Below are 20,344 nucleotides of genomic sequence, written 5' to 3'. Positions count from 1 at the left end.
CTAATTGTTTCAGCGGTTATGCTAAATTCGGTGCCAATGCCTGTCTCACGAAATTCGGGAGGCAACTGTCGCAAAAAGGGCGAAATGATCAAACCACTGAATGAATTTTTGCAGGAAATCGACGCAGGCGACTGGGCTGTGATCAGTTCCGCCACCGATTACCCTGAAAACTGGGTGATCCCCGAGCATAGCCACGAAAAGCACCAGTTACTCTACGCCATCGAGGGCGTGATGGTGGTGCACTCGGCGCACAACCAGTGGACGGTGCCGGCCAATCGTGGCTTCTGGATGCCGTGCGGGCAGGTCCACTCGTTGCGCTGTGTAGGCCCGTTGAAAATGCGCAGTGTGTTTGTGCGTCCCGATGCATTCCCGAACCTGCCGACCGAGGCCAAAGCGGTGAGCGTTTCACCGTTACTGAGTGAGCTGATCAAGGCGTCGGTGAGTTTGAAACCGCCGTATGCCGAGGACTCACGCGATGCGCGGATCATGCACCTGATCCTCGATGAGCTGGCGATTCTGCCGGCGTTGCCGCTGTCGTTGCCACAACCGGGCGACCCGCGTATCAACCGGATTTGCCTGGCGCTGCAGCAGGACCCTGGGGATGCGTCGACGGTGGAGGATTGGAGTGGGCGGCTTGAGCTGGACCAGAAGACCATCCAGCGTCTGTTTCGCAAGGAAACCGGCTTGACCTTCGGCCAATGGCGCCAGCAGGCGCGGTTGCTGCTGGCGCTGGAGCGCATTGCGGTGGGGCAGAAGATTATCGATGTCGCCATCGAACTGGGTTACGAGAGCCCGAGCGCCTTTACCAGCATGTTCAAGAAGCAGTTTGGCAAGACGCCGAGTCAGTTTTTCAGGTAGAGCGGCTGGCCATCAACCCCGGCGCTGAGTGCCGCGCAGCCAGGCCTGCCAGCAGCGCAGCCAGCCCCAACGTGGCTGCGCTGAGTTCAAAGGTCGCCTGATATCCGCTGTGGTCGAACGCCAGACCACCGACAGTGGCACCGGCAGTAATCGCCAATTGAATGATCGCCACCATCAATCCACCGCCGGCCTCGGCATCGTCCGGCAACACCTGCGCCAGCCAGGTCCACCAACCCACCGGCGCGGCGGTCGCCACGAAGCCCCAGCAACCGAGCAACACGGCGGTGGTGATCGGCGAGCCGCCGAAGGCCACCAGGGCCACGGCAATCCCCGCCATGATCAATGGAATGGCCATCAGCACAGGGTACAGGCGGTTTTTCAGGACGCGCTCTATCAGCACAGTGCCCGCCAGCCCGGCCAGGCCGAGCACCAACAGCAGCAACGAGAGTGTGGCGGTACTGACGTGGGTGACGCTTTCCAGAAACGGACGCAGGTAAGTGAACAGCATGAACTGGCCCATGAAAAAGCCGCTGATGGCGAGCATGCCCAGGGCCACAGGCGTCTGTTTGAACAAGCGCAGCACGTTGCCAGTCCTGGCTTGGCCTTGCACCTTGATCGCTGGCAAGCTGAACAGCAGCCATAGGCCAGCCGCTACCGCCACCGGCACGACGCAGAAAAATGCGCCACGCCAACCGATCAGTGCGCCGAGAAAGCTGCCCAAGGGCGCCGCGATCACCGTCGCCAGTGCGTTGCCGCCATTCACGATCGCCAACGCGCGCGGTACTTGGTCGGTGGGCACCAGGCGCATGGCGGTCGCCGCCGACAGCGACCAGAAGCCGCCAATGGCCACGCCGATCAGCGCGCGACCGAGCATGAACGTCAGGTAGTTCGGCGCCAGCGCCACTACGGTTCCAGACAGGATCATCAGGACGGTCAGCGCCAACAGCAGACGCTTGCGCTCAACCCGCGCAGCGACGGCGGCGATGACCAGACTGGTGAGCAGGGCGAACAGGCCGGACACCGAGATGCCTTGGCCGGCCTGGCCTTCGGAAATCTGCAGGTCGGTGGCCAACGGCGTCAGCAGGCTTACCGGCATGAACTCGGAGGCTACCAGTGCGAACGCCGCCAGTGACATCGCAAACACCGCTGCCCAGCTATGCATGTGTGGTTTATCGGACATTATTTCAAGTGGCCTTTGAAGAAGGTGGCGAGTCTGTCGAAAGGGATCAGATCGACCCGGTCGTAAAGATCGACATGGCCTGCGCCCGGGATGATCACCAGTTCCTTGGGCTCGGCCGCCCGTTGGTAGGCGTCCTCACTGAACTCACGTGAGTGCGCGTCGGCGCCGGCGATCAATAACAGCGGGCGAGGGGAGAGCGTCTCGATATCGTTGAAGGGGTAGAAGTTCAGGAACTTCACATTACTGGTCAGGGTCGGCCGCGTGGTGGTTTGCGGTGAGCCGCCGACGGGTGTGAATTCGCCGCGCGCCGTACGGTAGAAATCGTAGAACTCATCACCCACCGCATCGCCGGTGAGCGTGGCTGGCGTGCCGCCGGTGTAGACGGTCTCGCCGCCCTGGAATTCTACATAGCGCTGGTTGGCGGCCTGGCGCAGCAGTTGCTGACGTTGCGCCAGCGTCACGCTATGTTTGAGGCCATTGCGGTTGGCCGCACCCATGTCGTACATGCTCACGGTTGCGATGGCCTTCAAGCGTGGGTCGATCTTCGCGGCGGCGATGGCGAAGCTGCCGCTGCCGCAAATACCGATCACACCGATGCGCTCGCGATCAACCTGCGGGCGGGTGCCGAGGAAATCCACGGCGGCGCTGAAGTCCTCGACGTAGAGGTCGGGCAGCACCGCATTGCGTGGTGAGCCTGCGCTGTCGCCCCAGAATGACAAGTCCAGAGACAAGGTGACGAAGCCTTGTTCGGCCATTTTGGTGGCGTAGAGGTCTGCGCTTTGCTCTTTGACGGCGCCCATCGGGTGCCCAACCACAAGGGCTGCGTTTTTTGCGCCGGGGGCGAGGTTTTTCGGCATGAACAAATGGCCCGCGACCGCCATGCCGTATTGGTTGTTGAAGGTGACGTTTTGCACCGTCACGTTGTCGCTTTTGTAGAAGTTGTCAGCACCGTTGGACATATCGGCTCCCAATGAAGAAAAAGACGTCAGCAGCACGCTCAGGGCGAGCAAAAGGCTTTTCATGGCGTGATCCCAGATGAGGTCGGTCCGCGCATTTTCCCGGCATGGGCCGGCGTTCTGTAGTGCGTTCCAGTGGATTACTTGCCTGATCCTCTGAGTCTTGTGGGTTGTCGGCGACACTTGCCTGCGGTGCGCGGTACAGTTCGGTCACGCGTTAAAAGAGCCTTTTATGACGATTAATCAATTGCCCCTGAACACCTTGATCCAAGCGATCAACGCGCAGGTCGCGGCGCCCGGCGACTACCCTATGCCAGTCCCGGGCCTGGGCTTTTATCGGCGTGAGCAGCCGGCAGCGCCGGTGGTGTGCATGGTCGAGCCGTGTGTTGTGCTGGTGGTCCAGGGTGAAAAACAACTGTGGGTCGGCGGTGAAGGCTACCCCTATGACCCGACGCGATTTCTGCTGACGTCTCTGGATATTCCGGCCAACTCCGAAGTGCTGGTCGCCAGCCCGACCCGACCCTGCCTGGGCCTGACCTTCAAACTGGACCTGCGCATCCTTGCCGAGCTGATCGCCCAGAGTGAGTTGCCACCCACTCGGGAGCGGGCGGTGATGAAAGGGGTGGGCATCGGCACGGTCACCGAAGGCATGCTGGCGGCGTTCGCGCGTTTGGTCGCTTTGCTGGACGAGCCCGAGGCAATACCGGTACTCGCGCCGTTGATTCAGCGTGAGATCCACTACCGGCTGTTAAAGACCGACCAGGCCGGGCGCCTGCGCCGGATCTGCGCCGTTGACGGGCAGGGTTATCGGATCGCCAAGGCGATCGATTGGCTGAAGCTCAATTACACCGTGCCGCTGCGGGTGGAGGAGTTGGCCGCGCGGGTGCAGATGAGCGCAGCCACCTTTCACCATCACTTTCGCCACCTGACGGCGATGAGCCCTCTGCAGTATCAGAAATGGCTGCGTTTGAATGAGGCGCGGCGCTTGATGCTCAATGAACATCAAGACGTGTCCAGTGCGGCGTTCAAGGTGGGCTATGAAAGCCCGTCACAGTTCAGTCGCGAGTACAGCCGGCTGTTCGGTGTGCCGCCCAAGCGCGACATAGCCGCCTTGCGCGGCAAGCTCACTGATCAGCCGAGCTCAAGTTAGCGAAGAAAATACAGCCGATCAGCCGCGCAAACAGGCTCAGGGTTTCCGGCAGATTGGGGTCTTCAAACAGCATCGCGCGCGAATCCAGTGCGCACAACGCGCCGAACAGGCGTCCATCGGGCAAGAAGATCGGCGCACCGGCGTAGCTTTCGATGGCGAACTGCTTGACCACCGGGCGCGCGGCGAAGCGGCCGTTGTGGCTGATCTGCGGGATGAACAGGGTCTGCGGGTTAATGCAGAACTCACTGCACAGTGTGGTCTCGAGGTCGAGCACGTCGTCGACATGAATGCCCATGTCGGCCGTGTCATGCACCGAACAGACGACCCACTCAAGGTCGGTGAATTTGGCGATGCCGGCAAAGCGCATGCCGGTCAGGCGGGTAACCAGTTGCAGGATGCTGGTGGTGGCTTCTATTTCGGCGATGGCAGCGCGTTCGTCGGCGCTGAGTAGCGAATGTGCTGCGGTGACGCTTGGAACCATGCTCAGGCACTCCAAAGGCATGGCGGCAGGGGCCGCCACACCAGGTCAGTAGTCAGTTGATGCGTGGGTGCTGCTGCACCAGGTTCTGGCGCTTGGCTTCCAGTTCGGCAATCTGAGTGTCGATGTCTTCGATCTTCTGCTCGATGTTGTCGTGGTGTTCTTGCAGTATTTCCTTGGCTTCTGCCATGTCCGAGGCCGCAGGCGCGGCGCCGCGCAGTGGCTTGTTGGCGGTTTCCTTCATGGTCAGGCCGGTGATCAGGCCAACCACGGCAAACACCATCAGGTAGTAGGCGGGCATGAACAGGTCGTTGGTGCTTTCCACCAGCCACGCCACGGCGGTGGGGGTGACACCGGCGATCAATACCGAGACGTTGAAGGCACTGGCCAGTGCGCTGTAGCGCAGGTGCGTGGGGAACATCGCCGGCAGGGTCGAGGCCATTACGCCGATGAAGAAGTTGAGGACCACCGCCAGGATCAACAGGCCGGCGAAGATCAGGCCGATCTTGCCGCTGGTGATCAGCATGAACGCCGGAATGGACAGGAACAGCAGGCCCACGCTGCCGGCGATGATGAAGGGCTTGCGGCCGATCTTGTCACTCACAAAACCAATGAACGGTTGCACAAACAGCATGCCGACCATGATCGCGATGATGATCAGCACACCGCTGTTTTCTTTGTAATGCAGGTTATGCGACAGGTAGCTGGGCATATAGGTGAGCAGCATGTAGTACGTCACGTTAGTGGCCGCGACGATACCGATGCAGGTCAGCAGGCTGCGCCAGTGCTGGGTGGCGACTTCCTTGAAGGAGACTTTGGGGCCGTGGGTCAGGCCTTGGCGGTCGCCTTGTTCGAGCTTGTCCATGTGCTGCTGGAAGGCCGGGGTTTCTTCCAGCGCGTGACGCAGGTAGAGGCCGATGATGCCCAGCGGCAGGGCCAGGAAGAACGGCAGGCGCCAGCCCCAGGCCTCGAAGTCGGCTTCACCGAGGATCGTCGAGATCAGCACCACGACACCGGCACCGAGCACGAAGCCGGCGATGGAGCCGAAGTCCAGCCAGCTGCCGAGGAACCCGCGTTTACGGTCCGGCGCGTATTCGGCAACAAAGATCGAGGCGCCGGTGTATTCACCGCCCACCGAGAAGCCCTGGGCCATTTTGCACAACAGCAGCAGGATCGGCGCCCAGATGCCTATCGAGGCGTAGCCGGGGATCAGGCCGATGGCGAAGGTGCTCAGGGACATGATCACGATGGTGGCGGCCAACACTTTCTGCCGCCCGTATTTGTCGCCCAGGGCACCGAAGAACAGGCCGCCCAGCGGGCGAATCAGGAAGGGCACGGAGAAGGTACCCAAGGCAGCGATCATTTGTACGCTGGGCGAGGCGTCGGGGAAGAACACCTTGCCAAGCACGTAGGCGACGAACCCGTAGACACCAAAGTCGAACCATTCCATGGCATTACCCAGCGCGGCGGCGGTGATCGCCTTGCGCACCTTGGTATCGTCGACGATGGTGATGTCTTTCAAACCAATGGGTTTGACGCTTTTCTTACGTAATTTCATGCGGGTCACTCTAAAACTGAACAGGGGAGGTGCCATCGTTGCGATGGCACCGCTCTGTCACTTCAGATACAAGCCGACACCAAATAATTCACCGCTATTTGCGTTTTTTTGCAGATGGGTTGAACTTTATGGCTTCAAGACGGAATTGTGCACATGCCTGACACCTCCTCACGGCTGATCTATCGCAAGCCAGAAGCCAACGATGTGCAGCGATTATTCGCGATCTTCGGTGACCCGCGGACAAACCTGTTCAATCCTACCGGGCCGATGGCCAGCCTGGAGCACGCCCAGCGCGTGCTCAATCACTGGCTGGAACAATGGGCCACCCAAGGTTATGGCTGGTGGGCGATTGCTCGCAAGGAACAGCCCGCACACCTCATCGGTTTTGGCGGCATAGCGCCGCTTAATTACCTGACCGAGCGGCGCATCAACCTGGGGTATCGCTTCGCCGTGGAGGCCTGGGGGCAGGGCTACGCCACCGAGTTGGGTCGGGATGCCTTGGCACTGGCTTTCCAGACACTGAATCTGCCGGAGGTTTTCGGCCTGGTGCGACCCGATCACGCCGCGTCGATCCGTGTGTTGGAAAAGCTCGGCATGCAGCCCTACGGCCTGCTCGACGATGTACCGGGCAAGGCGCCTAGTCGGGTGTTTAGCATTCGTCGTCCTACAACTACTTTGCGCTGATTGTTTGCACGCCCGTGTAATACCTGAATAAACGGCAATCTTTCAGATTGACACCGCCAAGGCGCCCGGCTATAAAAGTCGCAGTTGTACGACGACATATGACGTTACATATGTCCTATCTAACAAAAATAAAAAGTGATGCCATGAATTTGAATGAGCCCATCAACGCCCACCGGGTCGGCCAGGCCGTCGGCAACTATCGCTGGACCATCTGCGCGATGTTGTTCTTTGCCACCACCGTCAACTACCTCGACCGCCAAGTGCTGAGCCTCTTGGCGCCGCAACTGTCGACCCAATTTGGCTGGAGCAACACCGACTACGCCAACATCGCGGCGGTGTTCCAGTTCGTTTATGCGATTTCCATGCTGTTTGCCGGGCGGTTTGTCGACAAGATCGGCACCAAGGCTGCCTATGTGGTGGCCATCGCCATCTGGTCCACCGGCGCGATCATGCATGCGTTCTCGGTGCCGATGGGGGCGGGGATTGCCTCGCTCAGCGCCGCCATCGGCCTGGCGGTGATCCCGGTATCGATTGCCGGCTTTATGCTCTCCCGCGCGGTGCTGGCGATTGGCGAGGCGGGCAACTTCCCGATTGCGATCAAGGCCACCGCCGAATATTTCCCGAAGAAAGAACGCTCCCTGGCCACCGGCATCTTCAACTCCGGCGCCAACGTGGGGGCGATCCTGGCGCCGATCTGTGTGCCGCTGATTGCCGGAATGTGGGGCTGGGAAGCCGCGTTTATCGTGATCGGCATGCTCGGGTTTGTGTGGGTGGCGGTGTGGTCGATGCTCTATGAAAAACCGGAGCAGCAAAAGCGGTTGTCCGCCGAAGAACTGGCCTACATCCGCAGTGACCAGACCGTACAGCCTTTCACACCTGAGCCTGTAGGGGCGACGCCAAAAAAAGTCTCGTGGTTCAAGTTGCTGACCTACCGCCAGACCTGGGCCTTCGCCTTCGGCAAATTCATGACCGACGGCGTGTGGTGGTTTTTCCTGTTTTGGCTGCCCACTTACCTGTCGGCGCAATACAACATGAAAGGCGCGGATATCGTGATGCCGTTGGCCGTGCTGTACAGCATGACCATGGTCGGCAGTATCGGCGGCGGTTGGTTCCCCAGCTACTTTATGGCACGGGGTGATGCCCCGTATGACGGCCGCATGAAAGCCATGCTGGTGATCGCGCTGTTCCCACTGGTGGTGTTGCTGGCGCAACCCTTCGGTTACCTCAGCTTCTGGGTGCCGGTGTTACTGATCGGCGTGGGCGCCTCGGCGCACCAGGCGTGGTCGTGCAACATCTTCACCACCGTGTCGGATATGTTCCCGCAAAAAACCGTGGCGTCGGTGGTCGGCATCGGCGGGATGGCGGGTGGCCTGGGCGGTGTGGTGATGACCAAGATCGGTGGCTGGGTGTTCGACTACTACAAGTCCATCAACGACATTCATACCGGCTACATGATCATGTTTGCGATCTGTGCCCTGGCGTACCTGGTGGCGTGGAGCGTGATGAAAGCGCTGGTGCCGCGCCATAAGGAAATCACGGATTTGTAAAACTATCCTCTGTGGCGAGGGAGCTTGCTCCCGTTGGACTGCGAAGCAGTCCTATGCTCTTGAAACAAAGAGCAGGGGCCGCTTCGCAGCCCAGCGGGAGCAAGCTCCCTCGCCACAGTGAAAAGATTAAGTGGCGGTTATTTATTGCGCGTCACCCGCCAAACGGTGTTGGCCAGGTCATCGGCAATGATCAGCGCACCTTTGGGGTCCACCGTCACGCCCACCGGGCGGCCACGGGTCTTGCCGTCATCGCCGCGAAAGCCGGTGGCGAAATCAATCGGTTCGCCAGCCGGCTTGCCGTTGCTGAACGGTACGAAGATCACCTTGTAGCCCACCGGGTTGTCGCGGTTCCAGCTGCCGTGCTCGCCGACAAACACGCCGTCGGCAAATTGTTCACCCATGGCCGGGATCGAAAAATCCACGCCGAGTGCGGCAACGTGGGAGCCCAGGCTGTAGTCCGGCTTGATCGCGGCCGCGACTTTCATCGGGTTCTGCGGTTGCGCGCGCGGGTCGACGTTCTGGCCCCAGTAGCTGTAGGGCCAGCCGTAAAAGGCGCCTTCGCGTACCGAGGTGAGGTAGTCCGGCACCAGGTCGGGGCCGAGTTCATCGCGTTCGTTGACCACCGTCCACAATTGCCCCGAGCCCGGCTGAATGGTCAGCGCGGTCGGGTTGCGCAGGCCGGTGGCATAGGGCTTGTGTGCGCCGGTGGCCGCGTCGATCTGCCAGACCATGGCGCGGTCGATTTCCACTTCCATGCCGCGCTCGGTGATGTTGCTGTTGGAGCCGATGCCCACATAGAGCTGGCGCCCGTCTTCGCTGACGGCCAGGGATTTGGTCCAGTGATGGTTGATCTGCGCCGGCAGGTCGGTGATTTTGGTTGGCGCGCCGCTGGCTTTGGTTTGGCCGTCGGTATAGTCGAAGCGCACCAGGGCATCCTGGTTGGCCACGTACAGCTTGCCGTCGGCGAAAGCCAGGCCATAGGGCGCGTTGAGGTTGTCGGCAAACACGGTTTTGAGCTCGTATTGGCCGTCACCGTCGGCATCGCGCAGCAACGTGATACGGTTACCGCTTTTGACCTTGGTGTTGCCCTGGGCCTTGATCACGCTGGCGATCACATCTTTGGGCTTGAGCTTGGCCGCACTGCCGCCACGGCCTTCGGCGACGAGGATATCGCCGTTGGGCAGCACCAGGGTTTGCCGTGGAATGGCCAGGTCGGTGGCGATAGCGGTGACGCTGTAGCCCTGGGGCACTGTGGGTTTTTGCTCGCCCCACGGTGTCGGCTCGGCAATCTTCATGCTCGGCAGCAGGCTGCTTTGTTGCGCGGGCAATTTGGGGTCGGGGCCACGTGCCTGGGTCTTGTCGCCGGCGTCGCCACAGGCGCTCAGCAGCAGGGCCGCGCTCAGTAAGGTCAGTGTATTGAGTGGGTTCATTTGGCAGCTCCCGAGCGCAGGTTGGTCAGGCCGATCCACGTGGCAACGATCGCCAGAACTGTCACGATCACCGACAGCACCAGGCCCACAGGCATCATGGCGTAGGCGTCCTTGGCATGCTGAAACGCGTTGACCAGCCCGAGTACCCAGGTGATCAGCAACAGCAGGAAGTACGCGGCGGGGCGTCCGCCTTTATGCTCGGCACGCACCAGGTTGACCAGCGCGAACAACAATGCAAAGCCACAAAACACCAAGGCTCCGGCGATCAGCCAGGAGGCGAAGTTGGCCCATTGGATCTGATAGGTCTGGCCGTAGGCGATGTCACTGAGCAACGCGCCCAGAAACAACGGCACGGTGCCGGCCAACAGGGTCGAATGCAGCGGGCCAGGCCTGACGAGTGGGTAGGCGGGACGGGTGGTCATGGGGTCGCGGCTCCTTGTTTTATCCAACGCCCCGGGGCGGGGCAGCGCATAGGGAAGGAGCGTAGAGCCTGGCGGATAGTTCAGCGTAATTCGTGTCGAAATATTATTTGAGGGTTTGACCGGGGCTTAACGGGGCCATACATAGCGCACCTCTTCCAGCGTTACGCCACCGCGCACCAGCGTGCGACGGCTGCCGGGTTCTTCAGTGCCGCCAAGGCTTGTATAGAAACGAACGGCTCTTTGGTTTGCGGCTAAAACCCATAAAGAAATGCGTTTAAAACCCTGGTCAACCAAACGCTGGAAACCCGCCTGCCACAATTGCGCGCCGATACCCTGGCCCCAATAGTCGGCCAACACGTAGATAGCCATGACCTCTCCGGATGTCGCCTCGGGCGTGTCCGCATCACGGCAGCGGCCCATCGACAGCCAGCCGATAACGTTGCCATCCACGTCGGCGACTAAAGTTTCTGCCTCCTGGCTTTCAATTGAACGCGCCCAGTGAGCCTCCTTCTGCGGCAATGTTGTGGTCAGCGAGGCTAGAAAATCTGCCGGCATCAGGTCCACGTAAGCCTGCTGCCAACTGCGCACATGCACCTGAGCGATGTGCTTGGCGTCCTTGGGCAATGCATCACGAATCATAACCATCTCTTGTCGGTAATTTATCGAAACCAGGGTGCCCATTCACTGTTACAGAATAGGTTCTTATTATGCAGAGCACTGAAAACTGGCATGCTTCAGGGCCTGACAAAAGGAGCCGTGTCCATGCCAACCCTGCACCTGCTGTGCGGCAAGATCGCCTCCGGCAAATCCACCCTGGCCAACACGTTGGCCGCTGAACACGCCGCCATCCTGTTGAGCGAAGACCATTGGCTCGCCACACTTTACCCCGGCGAAGTCCTCTCGATTGCCGATTACGTGAGCTGCGCCCAGCGTATTCGGGGTGTGCTCGGGCCGTTGGTGATCAACGTGCTGCAATCGGGCATCAGCGTGGTGTTGGACTTCCCGGCCAATACGCTGGCTAATCGCGAGTGGCTGCTGAGTTTGGGCCAGGCTGCGCAAGCGCCGCACTGCCTGCACTATTTGGAGCTGGATGACGCCACCTGCCGCAGCCGTTTACATGCGCGCAATGCCCAGGGTGAGCATGATTTCGCCGCCACCGACGCCGAGTTTGACCTGATCACCCGCCATTTCTGTGTACCGAGTGAGGCCGAAGGCCTGGTGATTGAGGTGCATCGCCCATGAGTACGGTGACCGGTGTGGATGCCCAGGGCTGTGTGCTGACGCTCGACAATGCCGCCTTCCAGCCTGAGTTTGAGCCGCTGCTGGCGGACGTCATCGCCAGCCTCTCCCCGTCTGGGCTGGACGGCATTTATGTGTATGGCAGTGTCGCCAGGGGCGAAGCAAGCCCCGGCGAATCGGACCTGGACCTTAGCCTGATTCTGCTCGAACCGCCGGATGCATCGGTATTGGCCCACCTGGAAGCGCTGCGCCAGAGCCTGGAGCAACGCCACCCGGAGGTCACCAAGATCGACTTCGATATCGGCCACCGCGCCGAAGTGCTGGCGCCCGAAAACGCGAATAAATGGGGTTTCTGGCTCAAGCATCATTGCCGTTGTGTGTGGGGCGAGGATCTTTCGCTGCGCTTTGAACGCTTCCAGCCTTCGCGCGAAATCGCCCTGGCGTTGAATGGTGATTTTGAATCCGTGTTGAGCGGCTATCTCAACCTCATCCATCAGGCCAATACTTCAACCGAACGCCTGCGGCTGCAACGCGAAGCGGCTCGCAAACTGATTCGAGTGACCAACACATTGCGCACCCCCGACGCGCCCTGGCCGTACACCCTCGAAGAGCACGTTGCCTTGTTCGTACAGCACCACCCCGCGATGCGCATCCAGATCGCGTATTTCCTATTCGAGGCGCGCAACCCAAGTGCCGAGGGCGAGCCCTTCAGCGTGCGACTGCAAACCTTTATCGCGTGGATGGTTTCACAGCAGGTATAGACAGCAGGCATAGATAGGTAATTTGGCACTCAGGCTCACTTTGCCTACGCTGCGCACATTAGGATTTAAAGCGCCCCACCAGGCCATTCAGCTCCTGCGACAGGCTCGATAACCGCCCCGAATCATCCTGCGCAGCATTGGCCAGGCTCTCCACCAACCTTGCCTCGTCATAGATCTGCTGGATATGCCGGTTGATCTCTTCGGCCACGCTGTGTTGTTCCTCGGCGGCGGCGGAAATCTGCAGGTTCTGGTCGCGGATCTCGTTCACCGACAACTGGATGCCCTCGAAACTGTCCCGCGCGTTTTCGATGGACGACACGCTGGCGCGGGACAGGTCCAGGCAACTGCTCATCTTCTGGGTGACTTCTTCGGTCTTGCTGCCGAGGGTGCCGAGCAGTTGCTCGATCTCGCTGGTGGAGTCGGAGGTGCGCTTGGCCAGTGCGCGCACTTCGTCGGCCACCACGGCAAAACCACGGCCCTGATCGCCGGCGCGGGCGGCTTCGATGGCGGCGTTGAGGGCCAGCAGGTTGGTCTGTTCGGCGATGGCGCGAATGGTGCCAAGGATCTGGTTGATGCTGCGGCTGCCGGCTTCCAGCTCGACCATGGCCTGGGATGACTCGGTCAGGCGGCGGCCCAGGCGGTTGACGTTATCGGTGGTGACTTCGATCTGCTGTTTACCTTCGGCCACACGGCGATGGCCGTTCTCGGCCGACTCCGCCGCGCCACTGCACGAACGCGCGACCTCGTTGGCGGTGGCGACCATTTCGTTGAACGCGGTAGACACCAATTCCACCGCCTCACGCTGGCGCCCGGCGGCTTCGTTCATGTTGTGCGCCACTTCGCTGTTGACCCGTGACGCGTCCTGAAGATTGGTGGAGGCTGCGCCAATATGCTGGATCAGCTGACGGATTGCGGCGAGGAATTTATTGAACCAGCCCGCCAACTCGGCGGTTTCATCCTTGCCCTGTACTTGCAGCTCATGACGCAAATCGCCTTCACCCTGGGCGATGGACTGCAAGCCGGTGCTGACCTGGCCGATCGGTTTGACGATCACCTTGGAAAACGCCGCGGCGATCAGCCCGAAGATCAGCACCAGCACGGCCACGATTACCGTGGTCAGATAAGTCATGCGCGTCGCCGCCGCCATGACTTCGTTGTATTCGATCAGCCCCACATACCGCCAACCCAGGCCCGGTGAGGTCCACACGTTGGCCATGTAGCGCACGCCGTCGATAACCACCTCGGTTGAGCCCTGGGGCGTCTCGGCCAGGTGCGCATACGGCGCGCCGAGGTCCTTGAGCGGCTTGAAGTTGTGTGCGGCGTTGCGCGGGTCGACCAGCACCACGCCGTCCTCGATCAACATCACGTAGCCGCTTTCACCCAGCTTGATGCTCTTGAGCAATTCGGTGAGGTTCTTCAGCGACACGCTGACCACGAACACGCCCTTGGCCTTGCCGCTGCTGTCGAGCAGCGCACGGGCGGTGCCCACCAGCGCCACATCATCCTTGTCGTAGTAGTAAGCCGGTGTGCGCACGGTCTTGTTTGGGCTGGCCATGGCGGCCTTGTACCAAGGGCGGGTGCGCGGGTCGTACTTGGCCAGTTGTGGGTCATCGGGCCATTTGGCGTAGGTGCCGTCTTCAAGGCCGATGGACAGAATCGCAGCGGAAGGGTGAGTGGCGCCGAAACGGGCAAACTGGTCGATTACCTGCTGCGCCTGGGCGGGCATTGGCTGGCTCGCGGCGTTTGCAGGTTGATAATCCTTTAGAGTGTTCACGGAAGTGTATACAGGATCAGTGGACATTTGATCGACGTTCTGCAAGGTGCCGTCGAAGAATTGCCGGATATTGCCATCGATCTGACGTATTTCGCGGGTGCTGCCATCAATGAACTGATCAACCGCTTGAGTCCGCGTGTTCATGACGGAGATGACTGCAACCAGGCTGACCGGAATAAAGGCAACAGAGACGAACGCGAGCACGAGCTTGTTTTTTATTTTCATCGAGACGACCATCGGGCGAAGAGGCGATTTGATATCACTGACTGTTTCGGCCCGAGGGTTATAAAGCTTTAGCTTTATTTTGTGTACAACAAAAAATGTTTTTGTCCTGAAAAGTCCACCTGTCCAAGTATGGCGGCTTGTCAGGTTGAAAGTGTTGAGCCGCGTCGCGTTTTCACCGTTAAGATGCCTTCGATATTTTTCATTAAGGACGAGTCATGCCGCTGATCACGGAGCGTGTAGCGCTGGCCCGCAATGGCGCCAACGATAAGGTTATTTGCCGCATGGCCTCAGGTTGGGCGGTGATGGGTGATGTGCAGTTTTTGCCGGGTTATTGTTTGTTGTTGCCCGACCCGGTGGTTGCCAGCCTCAATGATCTGGACGCCGAGGCGCGTGCAATCTACCTGCTCGATATGGCGTGCCTTGGCGATGCCGTGCTGGCGGCTACCGGTGCTCTGCGCATGAACTACGAGATTCTGGGCAACTCGGAACCGGAGTTGCATTGCCATATTTTCCCGCGTTACGCCTCGGAGCCGGAGGACAAACGCAAGATGCCGGTGTGGTTCTACGACTGGAAAACCGCGCCACCTTACGCTGAAGATCAACACGGTGAGTTGCGCGACACGATCGCGCAGTTACTCAAATCCGCCATGGAAGCTGGATGATGCATAGAAATAATCTGGTCCCGGAATTGATGGTGACCGACCTGAACCGCAGCCTTGAGTTCTGGGTCGGTTGTCTGGGGTTCACCGTGGCTTATCAGCGCCTGGAAGACGGCTTCGCGTATCTTGACCTGGACGGCGCTCAAGTGATGCTTGAGCAAGTCGACCCACGCGCCAATCAATGGCTCACGGGGGCGTTGGAACGCCCATTTGGACGCGGCATGAACCTGCAGATTGATGTCGTGGCGGTGCATCCGGTTATTCAACGGCTGGAGAGGGCGGCACACCCGGTGTTCAAGGCCAGTAAAGACGCGTGGTACCGGGCAGGCGAAGTCGAGGTCGGGCAGCGCGAGTTTCTGGTACAGGACCCGGATGGTTATCTGGTCAGGCTGGTGGAGCGGTTGGGCGAAAGGGTTGTTGCCCATGCGTGAACGTCAAGCTGCGCGCCTGCTGGTGATCAGCCCTGCGCAAAAAGTGCTGCTGTTCCGGTTTGTGCACAAGAAAGGAGCGCTGGCCGGCAGGAATTACTGGGCGACACCCGGCGGCGGCGTCGAAGCCGGGGAAAGCTTCCACACGGCGGCGATCCGTGAGCTGCGCGAAGAGACTGGCATTGTGGTCAGTGACGTGCAAGCGCCGGTAGCAGACCGCCGATTTGAGCTGATGCTGCCCAGTGGTGAAACGGTGTTGGCCATTGAACAGTACTTTGTTGTTCAGGCGCAAAACGAGCACCTTTCGCGAGACGAATGGACGGCGCAAGAAGCCCAGGTCATGGCTGATCATCATTGGTGGTCGATTGAGGAACTGCGATCGACGGCAGACACGGTATGGCCGCAAGGGCTTGTCGACATGCTCGCCCAGGCCGGCGTTTTTTAAAGCAGGGCGAGGATATTGGCGGTGCCTGTGACCCTGGCGTAATCCATCGCCAGGTTGCTCAGCGACAGTGCATGCACATCCTCGGCAGGCCAGAGGCGGCCCGACAAATCAGCTTGATCAAAGGTGTAGCAGGCATCCGCCGCCACGGTGACCTCAAAACCCAGGTTGCCACCGGAGCGCGCCGTAGATTCGACAGAGTTGTTGGTGATCACCCCAACGATCACCAATTGCCGGATCCCACGCCCATGCAGCCAGCGCTCCAGGCCGGTGGCGGCGAATGCATCCGGGACGTTTTTTTCCACCACATGCTCATGCTTGAGCGGCGCCAGTGCCGGCTGGAACTCACAGCCTGGTTGGCCTGGCCAAAACACCGAGCCTTGGCTGCGGGACATATGCCTTACATGCACCACGGGGCGATTGGACTGCCGCCAGGCACGCAGCAGGTGGTGTATCTGCACCTCGGCGTCGGGGTTATTGCGGCGCCCCAGCGTGGGGTCATTCATGCCTTGCTGCATGTCGATGATCAACAATGCGGCGTTTGTGGCTAACGGTTCCATGGCACATCCTTTGGCTGGATCAGGGACGAAACATAGCAGCGATTGGGCGTGCTTAAACAGGTCTGTTGTTCGAAGCTCATTTGCACGATGCGCATCGATCCAAAGTGGGAGCTGGCTTGCCTGCGATAGCGGTCTATCAGTGCATACATCGGTGACTGACCCACCGCCATCGCAGGCAAGCCATCTCCCACAGTCGCCGATGCTCCCATCGAGCGCTGGTGCCTTCAATCGCCGTGTGAACCTTGCGCTACGGCTTCGTTAAGCAATCAGGGCCGATTGAGTGCATTCACATAAGCGCTGAACATGGCGGCCATGCCATCGGCGTACACCTCGATCTCGGCAGCGGTGCGCGGGCTGAAGGAAAAGTCCTTGCCCACGCAACCCAGCGTGCTGCGGATCAGGTCGCACGCCAGTGCGCGGGTTGCGTCGGGCACCTGGGGCAGCAACTCGAGCATGAAGGTCTCGAAGGCTTGCCGGCCGGCTGCGCGCACTTGCACGGCTTGCGGCGCATCGCGGTACAGCGGCGCCGCGTCGTGCAGCGCACCGCGCATCAGCGCCTCTTCGCACTCGGAATGGATAAATGCATGCACCAGGGTGCGCAGGCGCGTCAGCGGCGCTACGGCGGTTTTTTCGAGGATGTCGCGCAGCATTTGGGTGGTCTGCTGCCACTCATCGCTCTGCAATCGAAACAGGATCGCAGCCTTGTTGGGGAAATATTGATACACCGAGCCGACACTCACGCCGGCTTTTTCCGCGACCCGCGCGGTGGTGAAACGCGTAGCGCCTTCCTTGGCCAAAACCTGAATAGCGGCTTCGAGAATCGCCGCCACCAGCTCGGTGGAGCGTGCCTGTTGTGGCTGTTTGCGCGAGGCAATACGGGCAGTTTGGCGGGGCGTCATTTCGGGCTCCGAGCGCTGGGCGAACGCGAATAGCGAAGGCGATGAATCACTCGCATACTTTTAATGCGACGAATCAGTCGCATCTTAGTCCCCCTTCGACGGAAATCAATCATGACCACCCTGAGCACCCTGACCACCGCGCCTCTTGCCGCCTTGATCGAACGCCTCTACACCCAAGCCAATGCGGCGACCAGCCCGCTCATCGACACGGTGTCGCCGCAAGAACGCAACCGCCTGATGCACAGCAAAACCGAATACCTCGAGCTTTATACGATGCTCAAGGACCTGTGGCTGCCCGTCTCGCGTGACACCGGCAACCTGCTCTACATGCTGGCCCGCAGCAGCCGTGCAAAAGCCATTGTCGAGTTCGGCACCTCGTTTGGGTTGTCCACCTTGTTCCTGGCTGCCGCACTGCGTGACAACGGCGGCGGCGTGTTGATCGGCAGCGAATTCGAACCGTCAAAGATCGCCCTGGCCCGTGAGCATTTCATCCAAGGCGGCGTCAGCGACCTGATCGAAGTGCGTGAAGGCGATGCCCTGGTTTCACTGGCGACAAATCTGCCGCCATCGGTCGACCTGCTGCTGCTCGATGGCGCCAAGTCGCTGTATGGCAACGTGTTGAACCTGGTGGAGCAGCACCTGCGGCCGGGCGCGCTGGTGGTGGCTGACAACACCAACTACTGCCCTGACTACCTGGCGCATGTGCGCGAACCTGGGAATGGCTACCTGTCGGTGCCGTTTGCCGATGACATCGAACTGTCGATCCGCCTCGGCTGAACAGGCACCGATCGGCAGCCGATTCGCAAAACCCTGAGACTTCCCGGTGAAAATCTTCATAATGGCGGCCAATTTGTTTAGCTCGTTATTCTGGTGTGCCCGCATGGAAATTAAGGTCAACTTTCTCGACAACCTTCGGCTTGAAGCCAAGTTCGATGACTTCACGGTGATTGCCGACCAGCCGATTCGCTACAAAGGCGACGGTTCGGCCCCGGGTCCGTTCGATTACTTCCTGGCTTCGTCGGCGTTGTGCGCGGCGTACTTTGTGAAGCTGTACTGCGCAACGCGCAATATTCCAACCGAGAATATTCGCCTGTCGCAGAACAACATCGTTGACCCGGAAAACCGCTACAACCAGATCTTCAAGATCCAGGTCGAGTTGCCGGCGGACATTTCCGATAAGGACCGCCAGGGCATCCTGCGTTCCATCGACCGCTGCACGGTGAAGAAAGTCGTGCAGGCCGGGCCGGAATTTGTCATCGAAGAAGTGGAAAACCTCGACGCGGATGCCCAGGCATTGTTGATGCCCCATTCCACCTCCGAGGCGGGCACCTACATCGCCGGCAAGGACCTGCCGCTGGAGCAGACCATCGCCAACATGTCCGGCATTCTCGCCGGCCTGGGCATGAAGATTGAAATCGCCTCGTGGCGCAATATCGTGCCCAACGTGTGGTCGCTGCATATCCGCGATGCACACTCGCCGATGTGTTTCACCAACGGCAAGGGCGCGACCAAGGAAGGCGCACTGGCGTCGGCGTTGGGCGAGTTTATCGAGCGACTCAACTGCAACTTCTTCTACAACGACCAGTTCTGGGGTGAGGAGCTGGCTAACGCGCCGTTCGTGCATTACCCGGACGAGCGCTGGTTCCAGCCTGGGCCCAAGGATGAGCTGCCGAGTGAAATCCTCGACGCCTACTGCCTGAAGGTCTACAACCGCGAGGGCGAGCTGCGCGGTTCACACCTGTTCGACACTAACTCGGGCAATGAAGAACGCGGGATTGTTTCACTGCCGTTCGTGCGCCAGTCCGACGGCGAAGTGGTGTATTTCCCCTCCAACCTGATCGAAAACCTTTACCTCAGCAACGGCATGAGCGCGGGCAACACCTTGGCTGAAGCCCAAGTGCAGTGCCTGTCGGAGATTTTCGAGCGTGCCGTGAAGCGCGAAATCATCGAAGGCGAGTTCGCCTTGCCGGATGTGCCCGCAGCAGTGTTGGCCAAATACCCCGGCATTGTCGCGGGGATCGAAGGCCTGGAAGCCCAGGGTTTCCCGGTACTGGTCAAGGACGCATCCCTGGGCGGCGAGTTCCCGGTGATGTGCGTCACCCTGATGAACCCGCGCACCGGCGGCGTATTCGCCTCGTTCGGCGCGCACCCGAGCATGGAAGTGGCGCTGGAACGCAGCCTCACCGAACTGCTCCAGGGCCGCAGTTTTGAGGGCTTGAATGACCTGCCGCAGCCGACCTTTGAAGGCCAGGCAGTGACCGAGCCAAACAACTTTGTCGAGCACTTTATCGACTCGAGCGGTGTGGTGTCGTGGCGCTTCTTCAGTGCACAGTCGGACTATGAGTTTGTCGAGTGGGACTTCTCGGGCGAAGGTGAGAACTCCAACGCCGAAGAGGCCGCCACTTTGTTCGGCATTCTCGAAGGCATGGGCAAAGAATCCTACATGGCGGTGTACGAACACCTCGGCGCTACAGCGTGTCGGATCCTGGTGCCGGACTACTCGGAAATCTACCCGGTCGACGATCTGATCTGGGACAACACCAACAAGGCGCTGTTTTTCCGTGCCGATATCCTCAACCTTCACAGCCTTGACGAGGAGGCGCTGCAGGCGTTGGTCGAGCGTCTGATCGAAAGCGAGCTGGACGATTACACCGACATCACCACGTTGATCGGCATTGAGTTCGACGACAACACCGCCTGGGGCCAGTTGACCATCCTGGAGTTGAAACTGCTGATCTTCCTGGCCCTGCAGCAATATGAGGAGGCCAAGGAGTGCGTGGAGATGTTCCTGCAATACAACGACAACACCGCTGAACGCGGCCTGTTCTACCAGGCGATGAATGCGGTGTTGGAGATGCAGTTGGACGATGACCTGGACCTCGCCGATTACGAGGCCAACTTCCGCCGGATGTTCGGTCACGAGCGGATGGATGCGGTGATTGGTTCGGTGGACGGCAGTGTGCGGTTTTATGGCTTGACCCCGACCAGCATGAAGCTGGAAGGCCTGGATCGGCATTTGCGCTTGATCGAGAGCTATAAAAAACTGCACTCGGCGCGGGCCAACGTCACTTCAGCCTGACACACCCCCCCCTTG

Annotated in this window: 21 protein-coding genes and 1 pseudogene; 11 read left to right on the top strand and 11 right to left on the bottom strand. The window is 60.1% G+C overall.

Annotated elements, in window-relative coordinates; all coding sequences use genetic code 11:
- Positions 1 to 36 precede the first annotated feature (36 nt).
- Positions 37 to 858, top strand: coding sequence for a helix-turn-helix domain-containing protein (locus PSH96_RS15355; protein WP_305453705.1), 822 nt, complete (start codon positions 37 to 39; stop codon positions 856 to 858).
- On the opposite strand, the gene PSH96_RS15350 is transcribed toward PSH96_RS15355, so the two are convergent.
- On the bottom strand, positions 851 to 2,038 hold the full coding sequence (locus PSH96_RS15350) for an MFS transporter (RefSeq protein WP_305453703.1): 1,188 nt from the start codon (positions 2,036 to 2,038) through the stop codon (positions 851 to 853). The two genes, PSH96_RS15355 and PSH96_RS15350, sit on opposite strands and share 8 nt — an antisense overlap.
- The gene (locus PSH96_RS15345) at positions 2,038 to 3,060 is read right to left on the bottom strand and encodes an alpha/beta hydrolase (RefSeq protein WP_305453702.1); all 1,023 of its coding nucleotides are present in this window, start codon (positions 3,058 to 3,060) and stop codon (positions 2,038 to 2,040) included. Before PSH96_RS15345 ends, PSH96_RS15350 begins: the two co-directional genes overlap by 1 nt.
- Positions 3,061 to 3,226: 166 nt before the next feature.
- Between PSH96_RS15345 and PSH96_RS15340 the strand changes: the two genes are divergently transcribed.
- Positions 3,227 to 4,144 (top strand): AraC family transcriptional regulator, encoded by a 918-nt coding sequence (locus tag PSH96_RS15340; protein ID WP_305453701.1) that lies wholly within the window; start codon positions 3,227 to 3,229, stop codon positions 4,142 to 4,144.
- On the opposite strand, the gene PSH96_RS15335 is transcribed toward PSH96_RS15340, so the two are convergent.
- Both PSH96_RS15335 and proP read right to left on the bottom strand, forming a co-directional pair.
- Positions 4,119 to 4,625, bottom strand: a complete 507-nt coding sequence (locus PSH96_RS15335; RefSeq protein ID WP_305453700.1) for a GAF domain-containing protein — start codon at positions 4,623 to 4,625, stop codon at positions 4,119 to 4,121. The two genes, PSH96_RS15340 and PSH96_RS15335, sit on opposite strands and share 26 nt — an antisense overlap.
- A 52-nt stretch (positions 4,626 to 4,677) precedes the next feature.
- Positions 4,678 to 6,180 carry a glycine betaine/L-proline transporter ProP gene (gene proP, locus PSH96_RS15330; RefSeq protein ID WP_017138953.1) on the bottom strand — a complete coding sequence of 501 codons (1,503 nt, stop codon included), beginning with the start codon at positions 6,178 to 6,180 and terminating at the stop codon, positions 4,678 to 4,680.
- A 153-nt stretch (positions 6,181 to 6,333) separates the two neighbouring features.
- Here proP and PSH96_RS15325 point away from each other — a divergent pair, with 153 nt between their 5' ends.
- Together PSH96_RS15325 and PSH96_RS15320 are read left to right on the top strand one after the other, a co-directional pair.
- The gene (locus PSH96_RS15325) at positions 6,334 to 6,864 is read left to right on the top strand and encodes a GNAT family N-acetyltransferase (RefSeq protein ID WP_305453699.1); all 531 of its coding nucleotides are present in this window, start codon (positions 6,334 to 6,336) and stop codon (positions 6,862 to 6,864) included.
- 143 nt (positions 6,865 to 7,007) lie between these two features.
- Entirely contained in the window at positions 7,008 to 8,411 is a 1,404-nt protein-coding gene (locus PSH96_RS15320) for an MFS transporter (RefSeq protein WP_305453698.1), read from the top strand.
- Positions 8,412 to 8,548: 137 nt separating this feature from the next.
- Here the strand turns inward: PSH96_RS15320 and PSH96_RS15315 are convergent, their stop codons facing one another.
- The 3 genes from PSH96_RS15315 to PSH96_RS15305 form a co-directional block, all read right to left on the bottom strand.
- Positions 8,549 to 9,841: a sorbosone dehydrogenase family protein gene (locus PSH96_RS15315; protein WP_305453697.1), complete on the bottom strand. Its 1,293-nt coding sequence runs from the start codon at positions 9,839 to 9,841 to the stop codon at positions 8,549 to 8,551.
- Complete coding sequence (locus tag PSH96_RS15310; RefSeq protein ID WP_305453696.1) at positions 9,838 to 10,263, bottom strand: DUF2231 domain-containing protein; 426 nt, start codon at positions 10,261 to 10,263, stop codon at positions 9,838 to 9,840. The genes PSH96_RS15315 and PSH96_RS15310 overlap by 4 nt, the downstream gene beginning before the upstream one ends.
- A gap of 126 nt (positions 10,264 to 10,389) precedes the next feature.
- Positions 10,390 to 10,902: a GNAT family N-acetyltransferase gene (locus PSH96_RS15305; protein ID WP_305453695.1), complete on the bottom strand. Its 513-nt coding sequence runs from the start codon at positions 10,900 to 10,902 to the stop codon at positions 10,390 to 10,392.
- Positions 10,903 to 11,025: 123 nt separating this feature from the next.
- On the opposite strand from PSH96_RS15305, the gene PSH96_RS15300 reads away from it, so the two are divergent.
- Together PSH96_RS15300 and PSH96_RS15295 are read left to right on the top strand one after the other, a co-directional pair.
- Positions 11,026 to 11,505, top strand: a complete 480-nt coding sequence (locus PSH96_RS15300) for an ATP-binding protein (RefSeq protein WP_305453694.1) — start codon at positions 11,026 to 11,028, stop codon at positions 11,503 to 11,505.
- Entirely contained in the window at positions 11,502 to 12,263 is a 762-nt protein-coding gene (locus tag PSH96_RS15295; RefSeq protein ID WP_305453693.1) for a nucleotidyltransferase domain-containing protein, read from the top strand. The genes PSH96_RS15300 and PSH96_RS15295 overlap by 4 nt, the downstream gene beginning before the upstream one ends.
- A 58-nt stretch (positions 12,264 to 12,321) precedes the next feature.
- Here PSH96_RS15295 and PSH96_RS29610 read toward each other — a convergent pair whose 3' ends face one another.
- Both PSH96_RS29610 and PSH96_RS29605 read right to left on the bottom strand, forming a co-directional pair.
- On the bottom strand, positions 12,322 to 13,026 hold the full coding sequence (locus PSH96_RS29610) for a methyl-accepting chemotaxis protein (RefSeq protein WP_370694367.1): 705 nt from the start codon (positions 13,024 to 13,026) through the stop codon (positions 12,322 to 12,324).
- Between the two features lie 198 nt (positions 13,027 to 13,224).
- Positions 13,225 to 14,064, bottom strand: a pseudogene (locus tag PSH96_RS29605) (cache domain-containing protein); the annotation flags it as partial.
- Positions 14,065 to 14,477: 413 nt separating this feature from the next.
- On the opposite strand from PSH96_RS29605, the gene PSH96_RS15285 reads away from it, so the two are divergent.
- The 3 genes from PSH96_RS15285 to PSH96_RS15275 are packed head-to-tail and all read left to right on the top strand — an operon-like array spanning position 14,478 to position 15,794.
- Complete coding sequence (locus PSH96_RS15285; protein WP_305453691.1) at positions 14,478 to 14,924, top strand: HIT family protein; 447 nt, start codon at positions 14,478 to 14,480, stop codon at positions 14,922 to 14,924.
- Positions 14,921 to 15,352: a VOC family protein gene (locus PSH96_RS15280; RefSeq protein ID WP_305453690.1), complete on the top strand. Its 432-nt coding sequence runs from the start codon at positions 14,921 to 14,923 to the stop codon at positions 15,350 to 15,352. Before PSH96_RS15285 ends, PSH96_RS15280 begins: the two co-directional genes overlap by 4 nt.
- Positions 15,345 to 15,794, top strand: coding sequence for an NUDIX hydrolase (locus PSH96_RS15275; protein WP_305453689.1), 450 nt, complete (start codon positions 15,345 to 15,347; stop codon positions 15,792 to 15,794). The genes PSH96_RS15280 and PSH96_RS15275 overlap by 8 nt, the downstream gene beginning before the upstream one ends.
- Here the strand turns inward: PSH96_RS15275 and PSH96_RS15270 are convergent.
- Positions 15,791 to 16,351: a cysteine hydrolase family protein gene (locus PSH96_RS15270; RefSeq protein ID WP_305453688.1), complete on the bottom strand. Its 561-nt coding sequence runs from the start codon at positions 16,349 to 16,351 to the stop codon at positions 15,791 to 15,793. The genes PSH96_RS15275 and PSH96_RS15270 overlap by 4 nt on opposite strands.
- 266 nt (positions 16,352 to 16,617) lie before the next feature.
- Positions 16,618 to 17,250 carry a TetR family transcriptional regulator gene (locus PSH96_RS15265; RefSeq protein WP_305453687.1) on the bottom strand — a complete coding sequence of 211 codons (633 nt, stop codon included), beginning with the start codon at positions 17,248 to 17,250 and terminating at the stop codon, positions 16,618 to 16,620.
- 120 nt (positions 17,251 to 17,370) lie between these two features.
- Here PSH96_RS15265 and PSH96_RS15260 point away from each other — a divergent pair, with 120 nt between their 5' ends.
- On the top strand, positions 17,371 to 18,027 hold the full coding sequence (locus PSH96_RS15260) for an O-methyltransferase (RefSeq protein ID WP_305460079.1): 657 nt from the start codon (positions 17,371 to 17,373) through the stop codon (positions 18,025 to 18,027).
- A 103-nt stretch (positions 18,028 to 18,130) separates the two neighbouring features.
- A complete protein-coding gene (locus tag PSH96_RS15255; protein WP_305453685.1) occupies positions 18,131 to 20,329 on the top strand; it encodes an OsmC domain/YcaO domain-containing protein in 2,199 nt (732 codons plus the stop codon).
- Positions 20,330 to 20,344 lie beyond the last annotated feature (15 nt).

This window comes from Pseudomonas sp. FP2338 (assembly GCF_030687515.1).
GTDB classification, from domain to species: Bacteria; Pseudomonadota; Gammaproteobacteria; order Pseudomonadales; family Pseudomonadaceae; genus Aquipseudomonas; species Aquipseudomonas salomonii.
Note: the sequence above shows the minus strand (reverse complement) of the source record. Positions and strands in the feature narration are given on the sequence as shown.